Source organism: Methylocapsa polymorpha, assembly GCF_045689225.1.
Taxonomy (GTDB): domain Bacteria; phylum Pseudomonadota; class Alphaproteobacteria; order Rhizobiales; family Beijerinckiaceae; genus Methylocapsa; species Methylocapsa polymorpha.
In genome coordinates this window covers 3,184,784-3,211,742 of sequence record NZ_CP136862.1, presented here as the reverse complement: position 1 = coordinate 3,211,742, position 26,959 = coordinate 3,184,784, and the positions used below count along the sequence as shown (strand labels likewise).

Genomic DNA, 26,959 nt, shown 5'->3' with positions numbered 1-26,959 from the left:
AGCCGCGTCTTCAAAAAGACCTGAACCAAACCCCTCATGCCGAGGGCTCGAACAATCGGAATCCGATCATATCTAAGAGGTCGGCGGCCAACTGCCCGGCTGACGGCCCACGCCGCTGCGAGGTCCGAATTCCGAAACCCGGAGGAGCATTTTTCCCATGCTCGAGAGACCCGAATTTCCCTCGCGCGCCAACCGCAGCGCTGAGGCGGCCCAATATGGCCTCGTCGCACAATGGACGCATTGGATCACCGCGCTCTTGATCTTTGCCGCCATGATCATCGCCTGGGTGATGATCGAGGAGGCGCGCGACAATCCGTCGCGTCCTGTCCTCTATACGATTCACAAGGCGCTTGGGGTGACGATTTTCACGATCGTGGCTTTTCGAATTCTCTGGCGCGCCGCCAACCCCGCCCCGCCGCTCCCCGCCCGTTTCGCGCGCTGGGAGGCCGTCATCGCCAAGATCAGCCATGTGCTTTTATATGTCGTCCTTGTGGGGCTGCCGATCAGCGGCTTCATCGACTCGCAGGCGGACGGCCACCCGGTCAGCTTCTTCTATTTGTTTGACTTGCCGGCCATCGTTCCGCGAAATAAGGCTCTGTCGGAACTTGCCGAAACCGCGCATATTTGGCTGCAATGGCCGCTCTATGCGCTGATTGCTCTGCATATCCTGGCCACCGTCTGGCACGTGGGCGTGCGGCGCGACGGCGTCTTGCATCGGATGCTGCCCAAGCAGATCAACGCCGAATGAGCGCAGCGGCCCCAAGGCTTCTCGCGCTTTGCCTTATCTCGATCATCTCATGCGCGCCGGCGCGGGCCGATGAATCGCTCGCGCAAGCCTATCAAACAATCGCCTCGAAGCAATTCGTCGATCTCACGCATTCCTTTGGGCCCAAGACGCCGGTCTGGTCTGGCTTCGGCCAGGCGAGGTTCAGCCCCGCCGCCGATCCGGCCACTCGGGCGCCCTATACGATCGAGAAGGACGGCTTTCGCGCGACCTTTTATGAAATGGTCGGCCAATACGGCACCCATGTCGATCCGCCAGCGCATTTCGCCAAGGACGGGATCACGATGGATCAGATCCCGCTCAAGCAGATGATCCTGCCGCTCGTCGTGCTCGACGACACGCCCTATCTCGCCGCCGACCCGAACCATGCGTTTTCACTGGCCGATCTCCTCGCCTGGGAACAGAAGCACGGCCCCGTGCCGAAGGGCGCTTTCGCTGCGCTCAGAACCGATATGTCGAAGGATTGGGAGTCAAATCCCGAGCGCTTCAAGCGGACGCCCTTTCCGGGCTGGTCGCTTGAGGCGGTGAAATTTCTGGTCGAGCAGCGTGGGGTCACAGCCATCGGCCATGAATCGATGGACGCCGACACAACGGACAAGATGGAGACCGAAACCTATATCTTGACGAGCGGCCATTATCAGATCGAGGTGATGGCCAATCTCGACAAGGTTCCGGCCGAAGGCGCGCTGATCATCGTGACTTGGCCGAAGGTCAAGGAAGGCTTGGGCTTTCCCGCGCGGGCCTTTGCGATCCTGCCATAAAGGTCGACGAATGCATGTGTCATAAAGAACGATCCTCAAATTAATTACGTGAAATTAGCACGAATACCTGTTTAATCACGGTGCATAGTATGGATTTAATTCGACAGTGGCTTAGTTCTCTTGGGCCTATTGTGACCTTAATTGGCTTATGCCTAGTATATAAGCAAATAAAGATAGCGACGCACACATATGAGCAATCAACAGAGAAATTTAAAGAAGAACAAAAATGGAAAAAAGCTGAATTTATTGCGAATCAGGCAAAAGATTTCTATACTGACAAAAGAGTCGAGCGCGTAATTTATATGCTTGATTGGGGGGCGGATGGACGAGAGCTCCTCATCGAAAATTTTGGCCAAGGCCCTATATTGATTCTGCACGATGAAGCAGAAAGAACTAGGTTAGCCAGAGATAATCTTAGATTTCAAAAAGTATATTTCAAGACAATGAGATTTGTGATCTTAGAGAATGCCCTGCGGTGGCATGAAGTACCTCCAGAGCTTAGAGATCTTGAGATCTACATCAGGCAGGAATTTGATTGGTTCCTATTCAAGCTTGAGCTCTTTGAGCATATGATTAAATCGAAGGTTTTTTCATATGAAGAGATAGAGGCGCATCTTAGCTACGTTCTTGATTTGGTTTCCAACGGAAAAGAGCATGTCGGCATTGGCCTTAGAGACGCCATTGCTAACTATATAGACAAATATGATTTCCCTCTTGCTACTTCCATTATAAATAGAAGAAAAACCTCGCGGAATAGGCAAATTGCGTCCTTGCCGTAATCAATTAATAACCGAAATAAGCCTCCAAGATCGCCGCATAAATCTCCGTCAGCGCTTCAATATCCGCGACCGCCGCGCGTTCGTCCACCATATGCATGGTGGCGCCGACGAGGCCGAATTCCACCACCGGGCAATAGGCGCGGATGAAGCGGGCGTCGGACGTCCCGCCCGAGGTTGAAAGCACAGGCTTGCGCCCGGTTTTCCTTTCGACCACGCCGGCGACGACATCGGTGAACGAGTCCGGCTCCGTCAGAAAAGCCAAGGCGTTGCATGGCTCGAAGCTCAACGTGTAGTCCGCGCCCTGCCCTGCCGCCTCCAGCTTGGCGCGCAGCTCGGCCTGCAGCGTCTCTGGCGTCCAACTATCGTTGAAGCGGATGTTGAACCGCGCCCGCGCTTCGGCCGGAATGACATTCCATGCCGGATTGCCGACATCGACAGAGACGATTTCGAGATTCGACGGCTCGAAATGCGCCGTGCCCTGGTCGAGCGGCGCGGCGATCAAGCCGTTCAGCAGCCGCAACAGATGCGGAATGGGATTATTCGCCCGCGCCGGATAGCCGACATGGCCCTGGCGCCCATGCGCGACAAGCGTCCCGTTCAGCGAACCGCGCCGCCCGATCTTGATCATGTCGCCCAAAGCTTGCGGATTGGTCGGCTCGCCGAGGATGCAATGGTCGAAACGCTGGCCCCGGTCATAGGCCCAGCGCAAGAGCTTCGCCGTGCCATTGACGGCGGGGCCTTCCTCGTCGCCCGTGATCAGAAAGCCGATCGAGCCTTTTTGCGTTCCATGTTGCGCAACAAAAGCGCAGGCGGCGGCGGCGAAGGCGGCGACCGCGCCTTTCATATCGGCGACGCCGCGCCCCCAGACGGCGCCCTCGGCGACCTCCGCCGCGAAAGGATCGAAGCGCCATTTGGCCGCTTCGCCGACGGGGACGACGTCGGTATGGCCGGCGAAGACGAGAAAAGGCGCGCCGGAGCCGATGCGGGCGTAGAGATTGTCGATGTCAGGCGTGCCGGGTTCCGAAAAAATCACCCTATGGGTGGCGAAGCCCGCCTGTTTCAGCGCGGCTTCAAGCACGCTAAGCGAACCGCCGTCCTGCGGCGTCACGGAAGGGCATTGGACAAGGGCGCGGCAGAGGTCGACGGCCGAGGGTGCAACGGACATAGGAAAGAGACTTCGCGAACAATTGACTTTTGACGGGCTGAGCCCCTCTTGCGCTCTATCGCATGGCGGAGCCCGGCGCAGCAAACTTTTGCGAAGAAGCCTCGCAACCGGAGGCGAGCATCGCCAGTTAGGCATCAAGAGCGTAGCTTCTCGCGAAGCGCCCAAGGAACGTCATGATGCAAAACCCCGGTCTCGATTTCGCGCTCGGGCAGGATCTCGACATGCTGCGCGACATGGTCGCGGGCTTCGCCGCGGAAAATATCGCCCCTCGCGCAGCCGAGATCGACCGGACCGATCTTTTTCCGCAGGATCTCTGGCCGGACATTGGGGCGCTCGGCCTGCACGGGATCACGGTCGAGGAGAAATATGGCGGCGCGGGCCTCGGCTATCTCGCGCATTGCCTCGCCATGGAGGAGATCAGCCGGGCCTCCGCCTCCGTCGGCCTCTCCTATGGCGCGCATTCCAATCTCTGCGTCAATCAGATCCGCCGCAACGGAACCGACGCGCAGAAGCGGCGCTATCTGCCGAAGCTGCTCAGCGGCGAGCATGTCGGCGCCTTGGCCATGTCGGAGGCGAACGCCGGCTCCGACGTTCTCTCCATGCGCCTGCGCGCCGACAAGAAGGGCGACCGCTTTGTCCTGAACGGCGCCAAATTATGGATCACCAACGGCCATTGCGCTTCGACGCTCGTGGTCTACGCCAAGACCGATCCGGCGGCTGGCGCGCATGGCGTCACGGCCTTTGTCATCGAGAAAGGGTTCAAGGGGTTTCGTCCGGCGCAAAAGCTCGACAAGCTCGGCATGCGTGGATCGCCGACCTCGGAATTGGTTTTTGAGGAATGCGAGGTGCCCGAAGAGAATGTGCTCGGCAAGGTCAATGAAGGCGTCGGCGTGCTTATGTCCGGCCTCGACTACGAGCGCGCCGTGCTGGCCGCCGGTCCGCTCGGCATCATGCAGGCCTGCCTCGACATTTGCCTGCCCTATACGCATGACCGCAAGCAATTCGGCCGGCCGATCGGCGAATTCGAGCTGGTCCAGGGCAAGCTCGCCGATATGTATGCGCGGCTCTCCGCCAGCCGGGCTTATGTCTACGCCGTCGCCCGCGCCTGCGACCGCGGCGTCCCCGTGCGCAAGGACGCCGCCGGCGCTCTTCTGTTTGCGGCGGAAAACGCGACCAAGGCGGCGCTTGACGCGATCCAGCTTCTGGGCGGAAACGGCTATGTCAACGACTATCCGACCGGCCGGCTGCTGCGCGACGCCAAGCTTTACGAGATCGGCGCGGGCACAAGCGAAATCAGGCGCATGCTGATCGGGCGCGAATTGTTCGAGGGGAACTGAGGCCGGGAATGACGATCCTCAAATCCCTCGTCGAGCCTCGCGGACCTGAGTTTGCCGCAAATAGAGCGGCGATGCAGGCTCTTGTCGAGGACTTGAACCGCAAGGTCGCCGACATCAAGCAAGGCGGCGGCGCGAAAGCCCGCGAACGCCACGTCATGCGCGGAAAACTGCTCCCCCGCGCGCGCATCGCCGCCCTCGTCGATCCCGGCGCGCCTTTTCTGGAGTTCTCGCAATTCGCCGCCTATGAGGCCTATTCGGAAGCCATTCCGGCGGCGGGAATTATCACGGGGCTCGGGCGCATCGCCGGCCAGGAATGCGTCGTCATCGCCAATGACGCGACGGTGAAGGGCGGCACTTATTACCCTTTGACCGTGAAAAAACATCTGCGCGCGCAGGAGATCGCGCACGAAAACAACCTGCCCTGCCTCTATCTCGTCGACAGCGGCGGCGCCAATCTGCCGAACCAGGACGAAGTCTTTCCCGACCGCGATCATTTCGGCCGGATCTTCTATAATCAAGCGAGCATGTCGGCCGAAGGCGTCCCGCAGATCGCCGTGGTGATGGGAAGCTGCACGGCGGGGGGCGCCTATGTTCCGGCGATGAGCGACGAAGCGATCATCGTCGCCGGGCAAGGCACGATCTTTCTGGCTGGCCCGCCCCTCGTCAAGGCGGCGACCGGCGAAATCGTCTCTGCCGAGGACCTCGGCGGCGCCGAGGTTCACGCCCGCATTTCCGGCGTCGCCGATCATTACGCCTTGAACGACGCCCATGCGCTGCAAATCGCAAGGCGCATCGTCGGCGATCTCAATCGCACAAAGCGCCCGAGCCTGGCGATCAAGCCGCCAGTCGAGCCGCTTTACGATCCACATGAAATCTATGGCGTCGTCCCCGCTGACGCACGCAAATCCTACGACGTTCATGAAATCATCGCACGCATCGTCGACGGCAGCGCTTTCGACGAGTTCAAGGCGCTTTATGGGACGACCCTGGTCTGCGGCTTCGCCCATATCTATGGCTATCCCGTCGGCGTGCTCGCCAATAATGGAATCCTGTTTTCGGAATCCGCCCTCAAGGGCGCGCATTTCATCGAGCTTTGCGCGCAACGGAAAATTCCGCTGGTCTTCCTGCAAAACATCACCGGCTTCATGGTCGGCCAAAAATACGAGGCGCAAGGCATAGCCAAGGACGGGGCCAAACTCGTCACTGCGGTCGCCTGCGCAAATGCGCCGAAATTCACCGTCGTCATTGGCGGCAGTTTCGGGGCCGGCAATTACGGCATGTGCGGGCGCGCCTTTGGCCCCCGCTTCCTCTGGATGTGGCCAAACGCCCGCATCTCCGTAATGGGCGGCGAACAGGCCGCCAATGTGCTGGCGCAAGTGCGCCGCGACAATCTCGAGGCCGCCGGCAAGCTCTGGCCGGCCGAGGAGGAGGAAGCCTTCAAGGCGCCGATCCGCGATCAATTTGAACGTCAAGCGCATCCCTATTATGCGAGCGCCCGGCTTTGGGACGACGGGATCATCGATCCGGCGGAGACGCGCATGGTTTTGGGGCTCTCGATTTCGGCCTCCCTCAATGCGCCGATTGAGGCCACGCGTTTCGGCGTCTTCCGGATGTGAGCTTCGAGATGCCCGCGCTCTTTTCAAAGATCCTCATCGCCAATCGCGGCGAGATCGCCTGCCGGATTATCCGCACCGCGCGACGGCTAGGCATAGCCACGGTCGCAGTCTATTCCAATGCCGACCGCGAGGCCCTGCATGTGGCGCTCGCCGATGAAGCCATTCGCATCGGCGAGGCGCCGGCGCGGGAAAGTTATCTCGCCGGCGCAAGAATCATCGAGGCCGCCCGCCGCTCCGGCGCGGAGGCTATTCATCCGGGCTATGGCTTTCTCTCCGAAAACGCCGATTTCGCAGACGCCTGCGCCAAGGCGGAACTAGTCTTCATCGGACCGCCGGCGGCGGCGATCAAAGCCATGGGCGATAAGGCGCAAGCCAAGGCGCTCATGGAGAAGGCAGGCGTTCCTCTGGCGCCGGGCTATCATGGCCAGGACCAGGACCCTCGCCTGCTGGCTAAGGAAGCCGCCGCAGTCGGCTATCCTGTCCTGATCAAACCCTCGGCCGGGGGCGGCGGCAAAGGCATGAAAATCGTCGCGCGCGCCGAATACTTCGAAGCGGCGCTTGAAAGCGCGAGGCGCGAGGCCGCGGGCGCGTTCGGGGACGATCGCGTCCTCATCGAAAAATATTTGGAGCGCCCGCGCCATGTCGAAGTCCAGATCTTCGCCGACGCACAGCAAAACTGCATCCATCTTTTCGATCGCGACTGCTCGATCCAGCGACGGCATCAAAAGATTATCGAGGAAGCCCCCGCCCCCGCCCTTTCCGACGCTCTACGCCAAAGCATGCGCAATGCAGCAGTGACCGCGGCGCGGACGATCTCCTATGTCGGCGCCGGCACCGTGGAGTTTCTCGTCCCTGCGTCCGAGAACGCGTTCTATTTCATGGAGATGAATGCGCGCCTTCAGGTCGAGCATCCGGTGACGGAAATGATCACAGGCCTCGATCTCGTCGAATGGCAGTTGCGCATTGCGGCCGGCGGCCCTCTGCCGCTGGCGCAGGAGCAAATCCGCGCCTCGGGCCATGCGATCGAGGCGCGCCTCTACGCCGAGGACCCGGAGCGGGATTTTCTGCCCCAGGCCGGCCGTATCGAGCGTCTCGACTTCCCGGCTCCCGGCCCGCATGTCCGCATCGATTCCGGCATGGCGGGCAATGGCGAAGTCCAGGTCCATTATGATCCGATGATCGCCAAATTGATCGTCTGGGACGAGGACCGGCCGGCGGCGATCCGGCGTCTCGGCAACGCGCTCGGCGACGTCCGTATCGTCGGGCTGCCAACCAATGTTGAATTTCTGCGCAGGGTCGCCGCGCATGAGGCCTTCGCGGAGGCCGCGCTCGACACCGGTTTCATCGAGCGCCATCGTAACGACCTCCTTGCGCCGCTTTCCCCAGCATCGAATGAAATCCTGGCTATGACGGCGATCGCCTTTCTCTGCGCGCGCGCAGCCGCCGCGCGGACCGAGGCTCAGCGCTCGGCCGACCCATGGAGCCCGTGGAGCCGGCAGGACGGCTGGCGGCTGAACGATCTGGCGCAGGAAAGCCTTCACTTGCGCGAGATCGGGCCGTTAGCACGGGAAGAGATTATTGTTGGCGTTACCTATTTGCGCGACGGCTGGCGGCTCGACCTGCCGGATGGCGCGAGTTTTCTTCACGCCAGCGGCGCACTTGCGGATGACGGCGCTCTTACGGTCGATCTCGACGGCCGGCGCCTGTCGGCGGTCTGGGTCCGCACGGGCGACGAATTCAGCTTGTTTCCCAAAGACGAAGCGGCGCATCGTTTCGCGCTGGTCGATCCTGTGGCCGACGCCGCCCGGCGAAGCGAGCCGCGGGGCGGGCTGATTTCGCCAATGCCCGGCCGGATCATCGCCCTCCTGGTCGAACCCGGCGCGCGCGTCGAAGCAAACCAGCCGATCCTCATCATCGAAGCGATGAAAATGGAGCATCAGCTTCGCGCGCCAACCGGAGGAATTGTCAAGGATTTCAAGTTTCGCCTCGGCGACCAGGCGCCTGAAGGCGCGGAGCTCGTCAGCTTCGAGGCCGAGGAGTCATAGACCGGCCTACCGTCCGTTCACTGCGTCAATTCAGTCATTTGCCCGCATGAAATCAGATACCATATAAGGCTCGGGACATGACACAAGCTAAGGCGGACCGGTCTATCGGCGTCTCTCGCAAGATCGCGGCTTTCAAAGAAAAACTCTGGATTTCCCCGCTATTTGCTGCATGGGTTGCGGCGAATTTTTAGTGCGTAGAAATGCTGCAATGGAATAAAAAATGCGAAAAGTCGTAGGCGGCAAGCTGCATGGCATCCGCGTCACGGAGGCGAATCTCGAATATCACGGCTCGATCACGCTCGATCCGGAGCATTGCGAGGCGGCCGGCATTCTCCCGCTTGAGTTCGTCGAGATCTGGAACAAGAATTCCGGGGCCAGGATCTCGACCTATGTCATCCTGGGCCAGCGCGGCTCGCGCTGCTGCATCCTCAATGGCGCGGCGGCGCGCACCTGCCAGCCCGGCGACGAGCTTATCATTTGCAGTTCGATCTATGTGGAAAGCGCCAACATCGTCGATCTCAGCCCAGCCATCCTGACCTTCGATTCCGTCAATAATGTCATTGAACGGCTGCGCTACTCCGTGCGCCAAGATGAAGCCGGGCGCTATCAATTCGCGATCGTCAATGAGGAAGGCTCCCAGCTGCCGATCCCGCTTCTCTCCCGTGCGGGCCCGAAGCGGGCCAGCTGACCCGTTCTTTAGAAGATCTCCATCAAGGAGGAGAAATTTTTGCTCCACCTTACGATTGGAGTACGGAAAAAGCCTGCTCAATCTTGACACTTCGCGCCACATTCTCCTAAGTAACGGACGCAATGTTCGCCATATCGAACGATCCGAATGCATGTGCCCTCTGTTCCGACGAGTAAAGCGGCAGGCCTTCGCGAGGTCGATGCGCCGCATAGCCTCGTCGTGCATTTCGGCGCCGACCGGCCGCTCGCGATGGATGCGGGGATCTCCCTCAGCCCTTTCACAATCGCCTATCAAACCTACGGCGCTCTCAACGCCGCCAAGTCCAACGCCGTTCTTGTTTGCCATGCGCTGACCGGCGACCAGCATGTCGCCAATGATCATCCGATCACCGGCAAGCCCGGCTGGTGGCAGACCATGGTCGGACCGGGCCGGCCGATCGATACGGACCGCTATTTCGTCATCTCGTCCAATGTCGTCGGCGGCTGCATGGGCACGACGGGACCGGCCTCGCTCAATCCAGCCACGGGCCGGCCCTACGGCCTCGATCTCCCGATCGTCACCATCAGGGACATGGTCCGGGCGCAGGCCATGCTCATCGACCATCTCGGCATTGAGACGCTGTTTTGCGTTGTCGGCGGCTCCATGGGCGGCATGCAGGTCCTGCAATGGATCGCGAGCTACAAGGACCGCGTCTTCGCCGCCATGCCAATCGCCACCGCCGCCAAGCATTCGTCGCAGAATATCGCCTTCCATGAGGTCGGCCGGCAGGCGGTCATGGCCGACCCCGATTGGCGCAAAGGCCGCTATCTCGAGCAAGGCGTCGTCCCGACCAAAGGGCTCGCCGTCGCCCGGATGGCCGCGCATATCACCTATTTGTCGGACGAAGCCTTGCAGAGCAAGTTCGGGCGGAAATTGCAGGACCGCACGGCGCCGACCTTCTCGTTCGACGCCGAGTTTCAGATCGAGAACTATCTTCGCTATCAGGGCACCAGCTTCGTCGACCGCTTCGACGCCAATTCCTACCTGTATGTCACCCGCGCCTGCGACTATTTCGATCTCGCCGCCGACTATGACGGTTCGCTGGCGCTCGCCTTCAAGGGCGCGAAGACGCGCTTTTGCGTCGTCTCTTTCAATTCGGATTGGCTTTACCCGACGGCGGCCTCACGCGCGATCGTTCACGCCTTGAACGCAGGCGGCGCCTCGGTATCCTTCGTCGATATCGAGACGGATCGCGGCCATGACGCCTTCCTGCTGAATATCCCGGAGTTCATCGCCACCTCGCGCGGCTTTCTCGACGCGGCGGCGCGGGCGCGCGGCCTGCCCCCCGCCAAGACCACATTGGCTTGAGCCATGGCCCAGCAACACCAGCCGGCCGAAGCCCATAACGCCGACGCGGCGCGCGTCGATCTTCTCCTCGTCGCCGATATGGTGAACGCAAATAGCCGCGTTCTCGATGTCGGCTGCGGCGACGGCGCGCTCCTGCGTCTGTTGAGCGAGGAAAAAGGAGTCGACGCGCGGGGCATCGAACTCTCGCAGCGCGGCGTCAATGATTGCGTCGCCAAAGGGCTTTCTGTCATCCAGGGCGACGCTGACGCCGATCTCGCCGCCTATCCAGACGACGCGTTCGATTATGTGATCTTGTCGCAGACCCTGCAGGCGACGCGGCAGCCGCGCAAAGTGCTGGAGCACATGCTGCGCATCGGCCGTCACGCGATCGTGTCCTTCCCAAACTTCGGCCATTGGCGCATTCGCGTCCAGGTTGCGCTTGGCGGTCATATGCCGCAGACGCGCAACCTGCCCTATTCATGGTATGAGACGCCGAATATCCACTTCTGCACGATTCAGGACTTCGTGGGTTTGGTCCAAGCCATCGACGCGCGCATCGAACGCGGCGTCGCGCTCGACCGCTTCGGGACGCCGCTGAACTATAGCGCGCCCTGGATCTGGAATCTTTTCGGCGAACAAGGGGTGTTCCGCCTGACCCGCAAGCGCTGAGAAGGAGAAGCCCAGGCCTATTTTTGCGCCTTGGCGCGCTCGATCGATTTGCGGACAAGCTCCCGCGCCTCGTCGGCGTCGCCCCAGCGCTGGATCTTCACCCATTTGCCCGGCTCGAGATCCTTGTAATGGGCGAAAAAATGCTCGATCTGACTGCGTGTAATCTCAGGCAGATCAGTGAAATTCTCGATTTTTTCGTAGCGTTTGGTGAGCTTCGCGGACGGCACGGCGAGAATCTTTTCGTCGCTGCCGGCCTCGTCCTGCATAAGCAGGACGCCGACGACCTTGCAGGCCATGACGGCGCCTGGGACAATCGCGCGGGTGTTGGCGACGATAACGTCGCAGGGGTCTCCGTCATCCGACAGGGTATGGGGGATAAAGCCGTAATTCCCCGGATAGCGCATCGAGGTATAGAGAAATCGATCGACGAACAGGACGCCCGCTTCCTTATTGAGCTCATATTTGATCGGCTCGCCCCCGATCGGAATTTCAATAAAGACATTCACTTCCGCAGGCGGATTTTGGCCGATCGAAATCGCGTCAAGACGCATACTTATCTCCAAAAGCATTTTGATTGGCGGAGGCCGCCGCGGAAGACGGCCCAAGGTCGCTCTGGCGTGGCGGAAGCATTGGAAAAGCTCTGCGCGCTGCGCGAGCTAAAGGCCCTTATGGCGACATGTATAGAATTCTGGCTTCGGCGGCAAATGCCTCGGAGCAGTTTCCCAAACCAAAGTTCAGCCAGATCGGCGCTCCAGTGGGCCGGCCCCTTTCCGCTGTTTTCACCGCAGAACCGGAACCCGCTTTGGCAAAAGGGACTTTATTCGAAGGCGAAGGCTAAGCGCACCCGCGTCTCGGAGCCGAACCGCTCATTGGCCTGACGCACGTTTTTTCCGCCGAGCCTGGTGTAGAATTGCACCGCCTTTTCATTGTCGGCCAGGGCCCAGACCAGGAAAGACGTATAGCCATGCTCTCCGAGATCCTTTCGGGCGAGTTCGAACAGACGTTTGCCGAAGCCGAGCCCCTGAAATTCGGGCGCGATATAGAGCTCGAAAACTTCTCCTCCATACCGCAAGGACGGCACGCGATTGCGCCCGTAACTTGCGTAGCCGCAGATCGTTTCATCGAAATCCAGGACGAGAAGACGCGATCCGCGAACGATCGCGGAGTGCCACCAGCGCGGCCCTCGCCGCGCAATCATCCGCTCGAGCTCACGACCCGGAATTATGCCGCGATAGGCGTCGCGCCAGGCGGCGTCATGCACGTCGGCAATGCCTTGGGCGTCGCCTTCGCGCGCGTTTCTGATGGTGATGACTGCCTCGATCATGCAGCGATGTTAAAGCCGCTTGGCCCGCTCCTGCAAGACCTTCTTCGACCTCATTCGCAATTGTTCGACGGCGTCATGAATGAAGCTTGGGCATCCGCCGCAAAATGATCGAATGCCGTCCGAATTTAGCCGGATTGCATCATGCATCCGAGGCGGCGCCGTATTTTTGATTGCTCGCGGCGCGCCGAAAACCTGGGCGTCACACGATCGAGCCGTGGCGTCCATGCTTATGATGAATAACTCGTGACCTCGGGAGTCACTCCTCCGGACCTCTCCTCCCGAAAGGCGAAGGCTCACTTGTCTCGGCGACAGTCGTCCTCGGCGCGTGTCAGTATTGGAGGCGCTCTCGGCGGCCGCCCCGCGCCGTTGGGACATCGAGGCCTCAAAAAAGGGCGAGCGCCCTCAGGCGCCCTGCGACGAGCTGGCGGCCCCTGCTTGCGCAGTCTGGGGCTGCAATCCGACCGCGTCGATCGTCGGCGCAATTGGGCGTTGGGTCCTGTAGACGCCTTTGATAAGAATCGCGAAGGCGACAACATTGCAATCGATGAGCGTCACCCACCAGATCTGGGCGGCTGCGACGCCGAGAAAAGCAAGGGTCAAAATAGCGACAAGCCCGGCGAGCGCGGCCGGCGCGACAATGGCCGGGATCCGCCCCGCGAGCACGACGACGCGCGCAATTAGAACCGCGAAGGCGACGGCGCCGACAAGACCGAGGTCGTACCAGACCACGAACAGCAGGCTCTTCGGCGTCCGCGCGGGTAAATAGCCGAGGCTGAGAGCACGGTTGGCCGTGTCGAACCCATGCCCGGTGATCAGACGCGGCCATTGCTCAGCGATAAGGTCGCTCCAGACCAGGAGCGACGTCGACGCAGGGCCGGGCTCAAGGCCGGTCAACCTGAAGATGAACCCATAGAGCAAAACAAGCGCAGGCGCGAGGAGGATCAGCGGCGCCAATATGAGGGCGAGAAGGCGCGCCGTTCGACCAGGCTCCGACATGGCGATGGCGAAGGCGAAGGCGCCCGCGCCCATCGCCGCGAGAGCGATCTGCGCCGATCCGGCCAAGGCCACGGCCGCAACAAGCAAAGCGAGACCGGCCGCCGATATCCAGTGCTCGCGCAGGGACAGGGCTCCAAGCGCCGGCCAAACCAAAACGATCAGCGCGATGACGGAGCGTTCAAAGAGCGTTTCGTCGAACTCGGAGCCGCCCCAGAACCAGGCTGGGCCGGCGAGCGCCAAAACGAGCGTCGCTGCAGCCGTCAAGACGAGGCCCACGGGCAGCAGATAAAGATCCAAGGGCTTCGTCCGCTCCGGCGCGAAGGCCGCGACGAGCGCGACCAGAAAAGTCGTGCCGACTATTTGGAGGAAGCGTATGAAGGCCGCCGCCGGAAATGGCGTCCAGATCAGGGAAAGGCCGGCCCAAAAGGTCAGAAAAAGCGCGGTCGCCCCGGCCGGCGAGAGAAGGGCGATGCGCAATTGGCGCGGCCCGTGATTGGGAGCGCCGAGCATCGCGCCGATGAGCATCAGGATCGCGCCCACCGGCAAGAGGACGTAGATCGCGCCGCGCGAGACGACCCCGGCGCAAGGCAAGGCGATCATCAAGACAGCCAGCCCCAACCGCATCAGAAGCTTTGCGGCGTCCGCGGCAGGCGTATCGGAGGAGCGAGAGGCGACGGACATGGCGGCCGCTTGATCAAAAAGGGCGCAGATGATCCGGACCCCGCCTTATCTTAACTCTCAAAATCCTTGAGCGCTGTGGATGTTATGCAACACTCGGGCGCGGAATGGCGCAAAAGAGCCTATTTTCCAATTTTTTGACCCGTCAACGGCTTCGCTAGAGCTCGAAAGACCTCGCGAGATCTCCTTCCATTCACGACCTATTGTCATTCGCCAAAAATATTGATGGATGAGGATCAATTTCGCGATGGGACTTGGCGTCATGGCGGCGGCGCTGATATGCGTTGGCCGAAATGGCCGCCGCCCAATGGCTCCCTCACTACCCCAAGGACCAAGCATGCTTAAGCGTATTGCGCTGTTATTCGTCGCCCTCACGCTCTGCGCTGGCGCGGCGCCCGTCCGCGCAGGCGAAAACGAGACATTCGCGGCCGCACGGGATTTCATCTCGGCGTTAACAAATCTGGATGCCGCGCTGCAGCGCTTTCACGATCTCGTAAAGGCGAGCAAGATCACCGGCGCGGAGGTCGAACCGCTTTGCGCAGCCCTCAATCCCGACCCTACCGAAGCTGAGCAGCAAGCCCCGGACCCGTCCACGTCCATATCGGAACTGCTGAAAAAGAACAATATAGCCCGCGGCGACGCCCACGCCCTATGCGATGCGCTCGGCGCCGAACGGGCTATTGTCGAGCAAGCGAAAGGAGCGAATTTGCGCGCCGCCGCTGAATGTAAGGCTTACCGCATTCCCGCTTGCGACATCGCAAATGAGGTCGTAGCCGCCCAGCGAGAATCTCGCGCGCGCATGGAAAACGGTGGCCAATAGCGCCGCGCCTGCCCTCCGGAGGCGCGACATAGAGCCAAATCCACATGGCTTTGCCCGCGTCGCGAATTCGAGCGTGAACTAATTATTGAACGCGCTACAACGGAAAGTCTGCGGGAGCGCTAAATTGGCTCTACCCGCATGGCTCGAAATCCGGCGGTCAACACGCAGCGTCAGAGCATAGACTTCGCGCGCGCGAATTTTTTCGTCCGAGATCTTGAAGATAATCTGATCCGCGCCAATTAGCCTGAAGCTCCGCCTGAACGGCGGCGCGCCCTTGCTTTGCTTTGGTGAGGCGATCGCGCCATTGCGCCGACGCCTTTAAATGCGTGCTGGGCGGAACCCCGAGAGCAGGGGATGCGCCGGCCCGGGTTGTCGGGCGTTAAGACGTAGCAAGCGCGTTTTATGCCGGTTGACAAAGCCCGCTCCGGCTTGGCTTAGGCGATCGAACAATAAAACCAATGTGGCTCCGCTTGAGCGTGCGTAGACCGATGATCGCACAAGCGCGTTATTTGTGATTTCGATCAAGTTTGTATCGCTGAGTTCAGGCAGTCTTGGCCTCTTTGACTTAAGAATTTGTCGCGACCGAGCCGGCGCAAAGGCCAGTTGAAAGCTCGGGCCCGAAGCATAGGTCTTTCGGTCATGAAATTTAGATTTCCGTGGCTCAGGCGGCATAGACGGCCAATTTCAGCCTTGTCCAATATCGCTCGACCGGCTGACGAGATCGGCGATTTTCTGCGCACCGAGGCGATCATAAAATGTGAGGAGGCTCTCGATCTCGCCGAACGCGCGGAATCGGAGATGGCGGTTTATTTCCTGGAATGCGCGATCTACGAGTTGCGATACAGGCTTCCGGGTTCTCGATGATGAGGCGCGCATTGGTTGGACGCCCCGGCGCTAACTTGCGAAGCGCAACGGCGGTCGATCGCATGGCGACGTCGACGCCCTAGCGTGGCCTGGGCATTCGCTTATCTCCAAGGATTCAGTGAATGTGAAAAATGAACCTCCAAGCGTGAGGCGTCGAGAAAAGCCTTCCGCGCCGCCATGATCTTCTTGCAATCACGGGCTCGACCGAAGCTTGCTCGTCTCGCTGGTCCAGGCCGGCGAGATGAAGACCATGATCATACACACCGTCGCTCAAGAAGGCGTCGAGCCGCGCAAGCGTCTGCCTTATTTCACGCCAAGCCATAGTCTGCGCCTCCGACTCCTCATCGGACGTTCCCGGATCACGGGGAATTGCGAAAAAGCCCGATAGCTTGGAAACGCTAATCTGAGCCGCATAAGCGGTCCATTAGCGAAGGCGCCCACATGTATAAATAAATCGTATGCGCGGAAACTCCATCTGCTTCGACCGTCGCCCCACACAGCCGTCCGATACGATTGCGTTGGCGCTTGAAATCTTCGTCCCAGGCTGGTGCGGGGTCTATTGGATCAAGATGTTGAATGACATCGAAGTGCTGGATCGACCTGACGACAACTACTGACGACAACAGGCTACCGGGTTCCCGACGCCCCGCACGCAACCATCAAGCCGGGCGAGGCTGGCGTGAAGCTTGCGCCGGTCACAAGGATGAGTCCCAGATCCTTCATTACGAACATAAGTTCCGGCGACAAGTCGCCAGTCGGCGCGCCGACGCAGGCGCGCGGGGTCGCCTTTGGCGGCGACAGCGGCGTAGCGCGCTTGGATCTATCGATCGATGGCGGCAAGAGCTGGCGTCCGACGCAGCTCGGGAAAGACGAAGGCAAATATGGCTTCCGGCAGTGGCGAACGCAATTCATCCTACCGACGCGGGGAAAACACACGCTGATGATTCGCTACGTCAACAGCAACGGCGAGGCGCAGCCGAACTTCCCGATTTGGAGCCCGGAAGACGCCGCCGCGATCGTCGACTATCTGGCCCGCATCAAAGGCTCCCCCGATTGCCGGTTGGACAATCCCGGCAACTGGGACCCGCTTCCGCCGAGCCCAGGCCGCCCGACAAATAGACTCTTCGAGATAAATTGTTTGCCCGGAAGGGTCTTTTGAATGAAACTACTTTCCTTACGCCCTATACGCATCGCGCAATTGCTAGGGCGGACCAACTTAGTGGCGCAAGTTGCGCCACTAAGCCAGGACGATCAAAGGTCCGATCGGCGGAGCAAACACCGTGCGCGAGAAGAAATTGCTAGATGATGAAACGTGGCTATTTTGTGGCGTCAAGCTATCGCTGTCAAATCACCAATTCTTCCTCGCTTAATTTGGATCGTGATCACGGGTTCAAGCAAATCGGCCACACGCCAGCCAATCCGGCCGCCATGCTGCCTAACAATGCTTGAGCGCTGCAATTTTTTGACTGTTGACGATATTCATCAGCAAAGATAAACGCAGGCGCTCGAAAACCTGGTCGTCACGGTATAGGGACGCCAAAGGGATGGAGCGGCGGGGGCACAATTGAATAGATCAGCGAAAGCAAAAGAACCCCGCTGAAGCTGGCGACAATGATCCATTCGAACGCCACCGAACATTCGTCAAGAAATTCGAAGATCGGAGGCGTCCGCGGCTTGATGTCGGGAGTGGTTAACGGAATTGCGCACATTTGCGGACGTCCAAAAGAATCTCGCCAATTTCGCCTTGGCGTCGGGCAAGGCCAAGATTGCGGAGAATTCGGCGCCCGGCAAAGCCGACTCTCATCAGACGCGTGGCCCGTAGTTGGGCGCGGTTAGCTCGCCGAGCAATGGATTAATAGGTAGGGCAGCGACCCCATTCGGCAAGCCGGACAATTCGGATCGCGATTGCGCCAGGCAACCCGGCCCGCGCCGCGATTCCATGATTGATCCGCTCGGCCTCTCGCGCGAGGGTGCTGTGGCTTGCCTGGCTATTGGCGCGACCCTATTCCATTGCCTTGGATAGCGCGCCCGCAATTGGCCAGCGAGATTGCTGGCGGAGGCATGCACTGCGGGCGCTTAGTGGGGGGAGGCAGCGCCCGCAGGCATTCTCAAAATTATTAGGTGCTGAAGCGTCATTAGGCTTAGACGATGAAGCGTTGCGCCGCGGTGCGTAATCGCACATGACGACAGCGTGAGAACTGTTGCTGAAACGCCGCATTTATCCATCCCATCACCTTTCAGGATGAGGCCCGGCGTGAGGCGGGGACTTGATATGCGAGTGCGCGGCAATTTCCAGAGCATGAATGCGCGACAATGCCCGGCGCGCGTCAAGCCAGCCATCCCTCCAAGCGTCATGGGCTTTTGGATAAACCGTTGAATTGTAGGGACTGTCGTTCAGAGGGCTGCCGGCAATATAAGCTTTTATCCCGCGTTGGTAGATCTGAGCAGGCGTCATAGCATGTCCTCCTCGAGAAGGTCATACCGCGTTCCAACCATCAAAGTATAGAACGGACATAGGCGCAGTTGAAGGTTGGCGTCGCGCTTCTCCACAGAGTAAGTTCACGAGATAAACAAAATCCTGATACCCGCCAAATTTAAGGCGGAGTCATCGCAGCGCCATCATTTCCGCCGTTCAAAGCCGAAGGCCGCTTCGAATTTCCTCAGCCCCACACCGCCTCAGTCCAGCTCCTGCTCCAGAAAAAGTTGATCGACTTTTTCGATAAGAACATACTCCAACTTATTGATATGGAGCGAGTTCTTATCGATTGGCTGACTCCCCCCAATCGGAACGCGCTCTAGGCTCGCGACGACGCTTGCGCATGCGCAGCTATTCCTCGGCCGCTGACGCGCCAGGGCCATTGATTTGGCTTAACTGTTTAGATGAAGCTCACAGGAAACATTCAGCGTTCGCCGGCGCCGGCCTTTGACGTTTGCCGCCTGAAGAGGGCGCATCTTGCGGTAGAGCTGGGGTCTGTCAGCGAAACTCGGGCAGCAGCGTCAAATCCTCTTGCGCGAAAGCCGGCGCGATCGCGGTGAGCACGGCGATTGGAAGGATGCGAAGCGTGCAACGCTCCAGACGATTGCGACGACGGCTGCGGTCAGCTTGACGACAACTTCACCGGTTTCAAGCGTCGATTTTGGCTATTTCTCGATAGGGAGCAAGAGTGGGCGCGCAATCCGTGGGCGCCTGATCCCGCAACAGCGGCCGAGACGACACCCGGCCGCGTCTCGTTGAAGCTTCAGCAGCGTTTCGCTACACCCTATTGCACAAATCCTCGCTCGTAGCCGCCGTAGACCCTACAGGAACAGCCAGTCCCAAGCCAGGCCGACTCATAGAGCCGGCACGTCTTCACGGGAGTCGCGCAATAATTTCCGACGCCCGCCCCTGCCTCGACCGCCACGCTTCGGCCGGTCATCAGAGGCGCGGTCTCGACAATCGGCAGAGGCGCGACCGGCAGGGGCGCGTAGGCATAACCAGGATACCAGATGCAAGGATGTAAGCCGCCGTTATACCAGCAGCCTACTTCCGCCGCCGAAGCGGGACCGCTCGCCGCCAGCGCAGCGCCAAACACGGCGAAGGCCAAAAATTTGCCAAAGCGCGTCATAGTTACTCTCCTTTTCAACGTCCTCTTTTGCGGGCGGCGCCTGAACCTTTCGAGCGCCGGGGCCGCCAAATGCCTTTCAATGCTTGTATGTTTTCGTCACTAAATGAGAGCGAAACCTCAGCCGTCGGAGAATGCTCCATGGTCTCATTCCAAAACGCCAAGGCGGCGGCCGGAGACTTGCTTGCCAGAGACTTGCTAGAAGGCGGCCGGCGCGCACATTTATAAAATCCAGTGCGCTTACGCCCGCCGACGCACGATCCCGCATTCGTTCCAATGCGGGATCGTGGACGGACGCACAGCACATAGTCCAGCGGCTTCCGCCGGCAAGCTGAACAGCACGGAGTTATTAATGGGGGCGAGATCGTCGCGGCAGAGACAGCGTCGGCCATGCCGCTGATGGACGACGGCGGCGGGCTGATCTCGGCTTACGCCATATAAATGATGCGCGACCCGACGCCAAACAGGCGCAAAAGGGCTAGCCATTGGTCACGCCAGCGTGACGATCATGTCTTAAACTTACGGGCGGTGGCGCGGACTCGCGGCCGATTGGGTGTGGCGCGCCAAACTATTCTCGGAGGCTGAGGCGAGGCGATGAAAAAGATAATCTGGACGGCAATCTATATCGCTATCGCCAGTCAGATCGCGTTTGATTGGATGCCGGGAGCGCTCTCCGGCTCCGTAATTGTGCTGTGCCTCTATATGGCGGTGGATCAGTGGGGAATCTTCGAGGCGTATTGATCGGCGTTGGCTCGGGCCCGCTCCCGAGTCAATTCCTTTAGCGCGCAATGGCGCGCCTGCCGAGCGTCTGGCGCCGGCGAGCTGGGCGCAGCCTTGCATCATGTCTCGCTATTCCAGCCCTCCCATGTCGCTCGGCGTGCGACTGATCGCGGCCGAACGCCCTTGCGCGCACCAGGCCCTAGATGTGCGGCCAAACCGGTTGCCAACGGCTAGATATTCAGCTGCGTTAACGAACATACCATATCACGCTCGCCACGACCGCAATCGCTATGGCTGTCCCGAGCGTGAGAATGGCGCAGCGCTGAAGCCATCGGCGAGTTTCGGCAGAATCGCCCAATCCAAAGACAGCCGGCAGAAGATAAAGCAACAGCGCCACCAAAAGCAGCGCCCTTAGGAGTTGGTCAATTTCAGACATTAACCCATCTTATTCACGACAGGGGGTGTTTAGGTTGGCGAGCGCAGCATAACGGACTGATATATCGTGCGAAGCTTTGTTAGCGAGGCGGTGAATTATGACGCTCCCTATCTGCACACGCCGCCATCCGAGGTGAGGCGTCCGCCGTCGAAGATGACTGTGACTTTCTTGCGCTCTACGGCTGGAAACGAGAACGCGGCGGTCGTATAGCCGAGCATGGCGAACATGGCCGGAAAGTGAAGGCGAAAAAAGGGTTGGCTTCGACAACCAAGAAGACTCCCAGCGCGACGTGTCGACGGTTTCAACAAGGGTTCCCGCAATGTCGGTCTTAATTAGATTTTCCGGCTGTCATAGGCCCAGTGCAAGAGCGCCTGGCGCTGGCGCGGGCGACACATCGGATCGCCCGGCTCGCAGTGCTTCCTGATCTGAGATACGTGACGCTTCATCGCTTTCCATCGCCCGATCTGGCGCGCATCCTCCTCGGGCATGCGCCGGCCCATGTAGTAACGGCAATACCACTGGAGCCAGCCGCGCGGATCGTCGGGATGTATCCAACCCTTCTTCCGCCATTCCGACAAGGGTTGGCTGGCGTCCACGCCGAAATAATTCAAGGAGCACTCGCGATCCGAGGGCGATAGTTTGGCTCGCGCGAACCAGCTCGCGGGAAACTCGTCCCGGCAATCGGTGAGGTATTTGCCGCCGAACACGCCGAGTTCGAGCATTTGCTTAGGCGTTAAATCGGGCCGGAACTCCGGGTCGAAATCACGACCGGCCGGCGCCGACAACACATAGCGATAGCCTTGCTGCATCTTGTCGTTGACGGTGATGATGCGGCGCCGCATCCGGCCTTCCTGTCAGTTCAATAGCCAAATCGAGCCATTCAGCACCGCAGTGAAGGTCAGACCCAGTTCGGCGGGTTGAAGGGCGGCTTGGCGAGGCCAGCATACCATTCGCCCGGCGCGGCCAGGAAGCCGATGGCAGGGCCACCGCCCACAACGAGCGGCAGGAACAGGGTCAGCGGAACAAAGCGTTTCATCGATGGTCATCCGTTCGCACCCAACCGCTTGCCTGAGCCGCGCGGCGATCTTGCTGCACTGCTCTAGCGCCGCTTCCAAATCGTCAGCGATTTCCGCCGCGATGATGCCGGGAGCCGGCAGGGCGTGAGCGTCGGTCAGGCTCTTATCCTTGATCCAGAACAAGTCGAGGCCGGGCCTGTCGCGCTTCAATAGCCCATCTTACTCACGGGGAGCGCGTTTTCAGGCTGACGAGCATAGCATAAGGCTCTGAATGGGAATAAGGTTTGGTTGTCGACGCCAACTGTTTCGCGGCTCCGGCCAGCCACGCCCGCCATGATGAACAATACGACCGCCACTTTCTCGTTTCCAGCCGTCGCTCGCAAGAAAGTCACAGCAAGCGTGCTGCACAGTAGCCCGCCAACGCGCCGAAACCGAGCCGCAAGTCGCCGGCGCGCTCATCAACCAGGCTCGCCCTGTACACGCCGCTTCGGCTTCGAGATACATGAAGCGCAAGATCTCCGTCCCACGCCTCCGCCCACAGTTTAGCGAGTGCCGATCGCCCATCCGTCATCGAGAGCGGCCTTATGCTATTCTTCTGACGGGCGGCCTTATCGTTCAACTATTGCGCGTAGCTTGAGATGGAGCCCGTCTTTATACCTTGCCTAACGTTCATTCGTCTCGCGGGAGATTGCCGGGGATCTCGGCGTGGATTTGCTTGGCCGAAAACGTGGGATCTTTGTCCTTGTCGGGGATCCGATCGCGGAAGAAGATGGCGCTATGAACACGCTCGCTCCAAATCGACCGTCGCAAGAGACCACCCCAACCCGTCGGATTGGATTCCTGGTATTCCCCGATTGCGAAATCCTCGACGTGTGCGGCCCATTGGACGCATTTTACTGGGCGGACCACTGGTTGCTACGGTTCGGAAGAACCAACGAATCTGGCTACCAGTCGGATATCTTGGCCGTCGCCCCCGGAACGATCCGGACAATGTGTGGAATCGAGATTGTCGCGACCCACAATTGCTATGACATAAGGGACGGTCTGGATACTTTGGTCGTGGCCGGCGGCATAGGCGTCGAGCAGGCCTGCAAGGACCCGTTGCTCGTCGAGTGGGTGCGCTCTACGGCTCCGCGAGTGCGACGCGTGGCGTCGATTTGCACCGGCGCGTTCATATTGGCGGCGGCAGGCCTCTTGAATCACCGGAAGGTGACGACGCATTGGATGTTTTCTGACCTCCTCGCAACGGCATTCCCAGCGGTCCAGGTCGACTCCAACCTGCTCTTCGCTCGCGATGGAAATATCTACACTTCGGGCGGCATCACCGCGGGGATCGATCTGGCCCTTGCCCTCGTGGAAGAAGATCTCGGCCGGGAAGTCGCGCTCGCCGTCGCCCGGACGATGGTGGTTTTTCCCCGGCGCCCCGGCGGGCAATCCCAATTCAGCGCGTATTTAAATTTGCTGGAAGTGAAGAACCGGCCAGACATCGGTCAACTTCAAGCCTGGATCCTCGGGCATCCCGGCGGAGATCTCAGCGTGCCCGCCTTAGCGGATCGCATGGCTATGAGCCCGCGCAATTTCGCGCGGCTCTTTCGCAGCGAGACCGGGGAGACGCCGGCCCAATTTGTCGAACGGGCGCGGGCCGACGCCGCCCGCTGCAAACTCGAACAAACCGTCTTGCCGGTTGAGACGATCGCCAAGGAATGCGGCTTCGATAATGCTGAGCGCATGCGGCGCACGTTTCAACGCCTTTTCGAGGCCAGTCCAACCGACTACCGCGCGCGGTTTCGATCAACTCTGTTCAATTGATGCTGCGATTGAGCGCATGGCTGAGCCTCCTCTGACCAGAGGACGCGGCGGAAGGAGTTTCGTGACAATTAGCCTAGGAGGCGCGCCTTTCCCTTCGCCGCCTTGCGGCCTCGCGCCCGAGGAGTAGGAAAAGCCTTTATACGCTTGAATTTCTTTCATTGTTGCATGTGATTAGGCTATTTATACAAGGCGTTACTTTATTTTGTGACCGCTTGTTGCTCCGTTCAGGAGGAATAAACCATGATACATCTTGATCTTCTCGCCACCCGAGACGCCATCTCGGCCTATCCTCTCGTGCGCAGGGTGGGGCCAGCCGATCTCAAGGAGGCTCTGGCTAAGGGCGGCAATGATTTCTTGCCTATCCTCGATTTCTTCGCGGACCCGTTCATCCTCGTTATACTTGGCGTTATCTGTCCGATCATCTGCATATATCTGATTAGCGCTGGCCTGCCGCTGCTCTTTCCGTTCATGTCCGGTCTCACGCTAATCGGCCCTTTCGTGGCGACAGGCTTGTATGAGGTGAGCCGACGCCGAGAGCTTGGCCTCAACACTTCATGGACGCATGTTTTCGACCTGCGGCGCTCGCCCTCGCTCCCATCGATCCTCGCGCTGGGCCTTGTGCTCTTAATGATCTTCGTTTGCTGGCAAGCGGCAGCCGAGTCGCTTTACCGACGGCTCTTCGGCCCTGCGGCGCCGGATTCCTTTTGGGGCTTCTTTGCCGAACTCCTCACCACATCCCGCGGCTGGACCTTGATCGTTTTAGGCAATGCAATCGGCTTCGCCTTCGCCGCGGTTGTGCTGAGCATCAGCGTCGTCTCGTTTCCTTTGCTCCTCGACCGCAATGTAGGCGTAGCTGTGGCTGTTCGCACCTCTGTCAGAGCGGTGCTGGCGAATCCGGCCACGATGGCGCTTTGGGGCTTGATCGTCGCAGCATACCTAGTGATTGGCTTCTTGCTAATGTTCGTCGGCCTCGTCTTTGTGACGCCCGTCCTCGCACACGCGAGTTGGCATCTCTACCGCAAGGTTGTGCAATAGATCACACTGTATTGTTTGAAGTAGAAAAGACATGGGCAAGCGCCCAAGATAGCATTGTCACATTACCAAACTGTAGACAGGGCGAACTTACAAAACAGAGCGGTCTGACGTTCGGGCTTTTCTCCGTGGAGTCTCTAGTTGGTCAGGGCCCCGGTTCGGTCGAGAACATCGCCTTTGATTGCGGCTCCGCAACAATCCTCGCCCTCCGCCAACGGGAATACCGGTTGGTTTCATGTCGACCGGCGGAAAACAAAGGGGAAAATCCATGCGAATTCTCTTTTTGACATCGGCCCACAACGGCCTCAGCCAGCGTCTATGGATCGAGCTCGGCGAGCTCGGCCACGATATCCGCGTCTGCATCGCAGCGACCGACAAGATAATGATCGCCGCCGCCTCTAGCGAGGCTCCGGACCTCATCATTGCGCCGATGTTGAAGATTGCCATTCCGGAAGAGGTCTGGTCGCGCCATCTCTGCTTGATCGTGCATCCCGGCATCAAGGGCGATCGAGGCCCCTCCTCGCTCGATTGGGCCATCGCCAACCAAGAGAAGATTTGGGGCGTAACGATCCTGGAAGCGGCGGACGAGTTCGATACGGGCCCGATTTGGGCCTCGCACGAATTTACCCTGGAGGCAGATCCTCCCATGAAGAGCAGCCTCTATCGTGGCCAGGTCACCGAGGCCGCTGTGTGCGGCGTTCTCGAAGCCGTCGCCCGAATCGAATCGGGTGAGTTCGGATCCGGCTCCTGGCAGCCCGACTATGTGTCGCAATTCGTTTTCGGCTGTCTGCGCCCGCCGATGCGGCAGGCCGACCGCGCCATCGACTGGATGCGGGACAAAACCGCCATGATCGTGCGGAAGATCCGCGCCGCAGACGGCGCTCCAGGCGTGCTCAGCACGCTGCTCGGCAAAAGTTGCTTCCTCTACGGAGCTCATGAGGAGGAGCGCCTTCAAGGTCTCCCCGGCCAGGTTCTGGCCCGGCGCGACGGCGCGATCTGCGTCGGCACGGTCGATGGCGCGGTCTGGATCTCCCACCTGAAGGCCAAGGATGGGGCTGAGGCCCAGGAGGCGACTTGCCGCCCCGCCGAGGCGGGCGTCGGCTGCGACATCTGCGACGCCGAGCTGTGCCTCGTCGCCGGGATCAAGCTTCCGGCGACGCAGGTCCTGGGACCGCTGCTTCGCGGCGTGCCCGAGGCGTCGCTGCCGATCGATGCGCCAGTCGATCATCGCACCTTCCACGAGATCGTCTATTCAGAAGAGGATGAGGTTGGTTATCTCTCGTTCGATTTCTACAATGGGGCGATGAGCACGTCCCAATGCTATCGGCTTCGCGACGCATTTCTGCGCGCTCGGTCGCGCCCGACCCGGGTTATCGTCCTGCTGGGCGGCGCTGATTTCTGGTCGAATGGCATCCATCTCAATGTGATCGAGGCGAGCGCCGATCCCGCCGCCGAATCCTGGCGGAACATCAATGCGATCGACGATCTCGTCTTCGAAATCCTCAACACCATGTCCCATCTCGTTATCGCTGGGTTGCGCGGCAATGCCGGAGCAGGCGGCGTAATGCTGGCGCTCGCGGCGGACCAGGTCTATGCGCGGTCAGGGGTCGTCCTAAATCCCCACTACCGGAGCATGGGCGATCTCTATGGATCGGAATACTGGACCTATACGCTGCCGCGGCGGGTCGGACAGAAGCGGGCGCTGGAGCTAACCCTGGCCTGCGAGCCGATCGGCGCGCGCGCGGCGCAGGACATTGGAATTCTCGACGACGCCTTCGGCGACGATAGCGAAGAGTTCGAGGCCGGGCTGAGGGAGCGGGCGAGGCGTCTCGCCAAGAGGCCCGAATTCCGCGCCATGCTTCGGACGAAGCACGAGAGGCGTTTCGATGACGAATGCGTCAAGCCCCTCGCAAGCTATCGCGCCGAAGAATTGGCGCGGATGCAGGTCAATTTCTTCGGGCCCGACCCCGCCTATCACGAGGCCCGCCGCCGCTTCGTCTTCAAGGGGAATTTGCCGCCGCAAGGGAGCCGAGCGGCAATTCGCGCTACAGTCCAAGACGCCTCCGAGGTTCTCTTGCTGGGAGCGGTCCGGCCGTCGCCACAAGATGCGAGCCGGACCCCTTTGTCCTAAGCAAGCGCTGGTCTAGTTATTGTCGCACCACACGTTCGACCCGATTATCCGCCCGGACCATCCGCATATTCGGCCTGGGCGCATTTGCTAGACATTGATTTCGCCGCCGTCTTAGCTTTTTGGAAAACAAGGCGAGCTCACGACCGCGATATTTCGCCTGTACGCTGCCGCGGCTCTGTTAGCGCGGCCGCCTGCTTCCGCCCAGACCAAGCGCCGGCCGCCGCCTCCGGGGCATGTCCTGCCCGGGCAATAACCTTGTATGGTGTAACACCCCTCGCTCGTCTATCACTTTCAGGGCGGGCGTTGCTTCGGCTGCACGAAGAACGGCAAGTTCCTCCGCCAGCATGACGCCGAGAATGAA

Annotated in this window: 23 protein-coding genes; 15 read left to right on the top strand and 8 right to left on the bottom strand. The window is 60.1% G+C overall.

Annotated elements, in window-relative coordinates; genetic code table 11:
* The first annotated feature begins 157 nt into the window (after nt 1–157).
* The 3 genes from RZS28_RS14835 (at nt 158) to RZS28_RS14825 (ending at nt 2,324) form a co-directional block, all read left to right on the top strand.
* Nucleotides 158–748: a cytochrome b gene (locus RZS28_RS14835; RefSeq protein WP_407338512.1), complete on the top strand. Its 591-nt coding sequence runs from the start codon at nt 158–160 to the stop codon at nt 746–748.
* Nucleotides 745–1,545 carry a cyclase family protein gene (locus RZS28_RS14830; protein ID WP_407338511.1) on the top strand — a complete coding sequence of 267 codons (801 nt, stop codon included), beginning with the start codon at nt 745–747 and terminating at the stop codon, nt 1,543–1,545. The genes RZS28_RS14835 and RZS28_RS14830 overlap by 4 nt, the downstream gene beginning before the upstream one ends.
* Before the next feature lie 89 nt (nt 1,546–1,634).
* Entirely contained in the window at nt 1,635–2,324 is a 690-nt protein-coding gene (locus tag RZS28_RS14825) for a hypothetical protein (protein ID WP_407338510.1), read from the top strand.
* A gap of 4 nt (nt 2,325–2,328) precedes the next feature.
* Here RZS28_RS14825 and dapE read toward each other — a convergent pair whose 3' ends face one another.
* A complete protein-coding gene (dapE, locus tag RZS28_RS14820; RefSeq protein ID WP_407338509.1) occupies nt 2,329–3,489 on the bottom strand; it encodes a succinyl-diaminopimelate desuccinylase in 1,161 nt (386 codons plus the stop codon).
* Between the two features lie 173 nt (nt 3,490–3,662).
* Between dapE and RZS28_RS14815 the strand changes: the two genes are divergently transcribed.
* From RZS28_RS14815 to metW, 6 genes are all read left to right on the top strand, one after another.
* Nucleotides 3,663–4,826, top strand: a complete 1,164-nt coding sequence (locus RZS28_RS14815) for an isovaleryl-CoA dehydrogenase (RefSeq protein WP_407338507.1) — start codon at nt 3,663–3,665, stop codon at nt 4,824–4,826.
* Nucleotides 4,827–4,834: 8 nt separating this feature from the next.
* Nucleotides 4,835–6,442 (top strand): carboxyl transferase domain-containing protein, encoded by a 1,608-nt coding sequence (locus RZS28_RS14810; protein WP_407338506.1) that lies wholly within the window; start codon nt 4,835–4,837, stop codon nt 6,440–6,442.
* 8 nt (nt 6,443–6,450) lie between these two features.
* Nucleotides 6,451–8,487 (top strand): acetyl/propionyl/methylcrotonyl-CoA carboxylase subunit alpha, encoded by a 2,037-nt coding sequence (locus RZS28_RS14805; RefSeq protein WP_407338505.1) that lies wholly within the window; start codon nt 6,451–6,453, stop codon nt 8,485–8,487.
* A gap of 220 nt (nt 8,488–8,707) precedes the next feature.
* The gene (gene panD / locus RZS28_RS14800) at nt 8,708–9,175 is read left to right on the top strand and encodes an aspartate 1-decarboxylase (RefSeq protein ID WP_407338504.1); all 468 of its coding nucleotides are present in this window, start codon (nt 8,708–8,710) and stop codon (nt 9,173–9,175) included.
* A gap of 147 nt (nt 9,176–9,322) precedes the next feature.
* Nucleotides 9,323–10,522 (top strand): homoserine O-acetyltransferase, encoded by a 1,200-nt coding sequence (locus RZS28_RS14795; protein ID WP_407338503.1) that lies wholly within the window; start codon nt 9,323–9,325, stop codon nt 10,520–10,522.
* A gap of 3 nt (nt 10,523–10,525) precedes the next feature.
* Nucleotides 10,526–11,170: a methionine biosynthesis protein MetW gene (gene metW, locus RZS28_RS14790; protein ID WP_407338502.1), complete on the top strand. Its 645-nt coding sequence runs from the start codon at nt 10,526–10,528 to the stop codon at nt 11,168–11,170.
* A gap of 17 nt (nt 11,171–11,187) precedes the next feature.
* On the opposite strand, the gene ppa is transcribed toward metW, so the two are convergent.
* The 3 genes from ppa to RZS28_RS14775 form a co-directional block, all read right to left on the bottom strand.
* Nucleotides 11,188–11,721 carry an inorganic diphosphatase gene (gene ppa / locus RZS28_RS14785; protein ID WP_407338501.1) on the bottom strand — a complete coding sequence of 178 codons (534 nt, stop codon included), beginning with the start codon at nt 11,719–11,721 and terminating at the stop codon, nt 11,188–11,190.
* Nucleotides 11,722–11,987: 266 nt separating this feature from the next.
* Entirely contained in the window at nt 11,988–12,494 is a 507-nt protein-coding gene (locus RZS28_RS14780) for a GNAT family N-acetyltransferase (RefSeq protein WP_407338500.1), read from the bottom strand.
* 402 nt (nt 12,495–12,896) lie between these two features.
* Nucleotides 12,897–14,171, bottom strand: a complete 1,275-nt coding sequence (locus tag RZS28_RS14775) for a hypothetical protein (protein WP_407338499.1) — start codon at nt 14,169–14,171, stop codon at nt 12,897–12,899.
* Nucleotides 14,172–14,505: 334 nt separating this feature from the next.
* On the opposite strand from RZS28_RS14775, the gene RZS28_RS14770 reads away from it, so the two are divergent.
* Complete coding sequence (locus RZS28_RS14770; protein WP_407338498.1) at nt 14,506–14,988, top strand: hypothetical protein; 483 nt, start codon at nt 14,506–14,508, stop codon at nt 14,986–14,988.
* A gap of 979 nt (nt 14,989–15,967) precedes the next feature.
* Here the strand turns inward: RZS28_RS14770 and RZS28_RS14765 are convergent.
* A complete protein-coding gene (locus tag RZS28_RS14765; protein ID WP_407338497.1) occupies nt 15,968–16,174 on the bottom strand; it encodes a hypothetical protein in 207 nt (68 codons plus the stop codon).
* 357 nt (nt 16,175–16,531) lie between these two features.
* Between RZS28_RS14765 and RZS28_RS14760 the strand changes: the two genes are divergently transcribed.
* Entirely contained in the window at nt 16,532–17,011 is a 480-nt protein-coding gene (locus RZS28_RS14760) for a hypothetical protein (protein WP_407338496.1), read from the top strand.
* Between the two features lie 2,101 nt (nt 17,012–19,112).
* Here the strand turns inward: RZS28_RS14760 and RZS28_RS14755 are convergent.
* Nucleotides 19,113–19,457 carry a hypothetical protein gene (locus RZS28_RS14755; RefSeq protein ID WP_407338495.1) on the bottom strand — a complete coding sequence of 115 codons (345 nt, stop codon included), beginning with the start codon at nt 19,455–19,457 and terminating at the stop codon, nt 19,113–19,115.
* Nucleotides 19,458–20,048: 591 nt separating this feature from the next.
* Between RZS28_RS14755 and RZS28_RS14750 the strand changes: the two genes are divergently transcribed.
* Entirely contained in the window at nt 20,049–20,195 is a 147-nt protein-coding gene (locus RZS28_RS14750; RefSeq protein WP_407338494.1) for a hypothetical protein, read from the top strand.
* Nucleotides 20,196–20,942: 747 nt separating this feature from the next.
* On the opposite strand, the gene RZS28_RS14745 is transcribed toward RZS28_RS14750, so the two are convergent.
* Nucleotides 20,943–21,452 (bottom strand): hypothetical protein, encoded by a 510-nt coding sequence (locus tag RZS28_RS14745; protein ID WP_407338493.1) that lies wholly within the window; start codon nt 21,450–21,452, stop codon nt 20,943–20,945.
* Between the two features lie 56 nt (nt 21,453–21,508).
* Entirely contained in the window at nt 21,509–21,646 is a 138-nt protein-coding gene (locus tag RZS28_RS14740; RefSeq protein ID WP_407338492.1) for a tryptophan-rich sensory protein, read from the bottom strand.
* A 757-nt stretch (nt 21,647–22,403) separates the two neighbouring features.
* Here RZS28_RS14740 and RZS28_RS14735 point away from each other — a divergent pair.
* From RZS28_RS14735 to RZS28_RS14725, 3 genes are all read left to right on the top strand, one after another.
* Nucleotides 22,404–23,435, top strand: coding sequence for a GlxA family transcriptional regulator (locus tag RZS28_RS14735; protein WP_407338491.1), 1,032 nt, complete (start codon nt 22,404–22,406; stop codon nt 23,433–23,435).
* Between the two features lie 240 nt (nt 23,436–23,675).
* Nucleotides 23,676–24,470, top strand: a complete 795-nt coding sequence (locus RZS28_RS14730) for a DUF2189 domain-containing protein (protein ID WP_407338490.1) — start codon at nt 23,676–23,678, stop codon at nt 24,468–24,470.
* A 265-nt stretch (nt 24,471–24,735) separates the two neighbouring features.
* Nucleotides 24,736–26,598, top strand: a complete 1,863-nt coding sequence (locus tag RZS28_RS14725; RefSeq protein ID WP_407338489.1) for a hydrogenase maturation protein — start codon at nt 24,736–24,738, stop codon at nt 26,596–26,598.
* Nucleotides 26,599–26,959 lie beyond the last annotated feature (361 nt).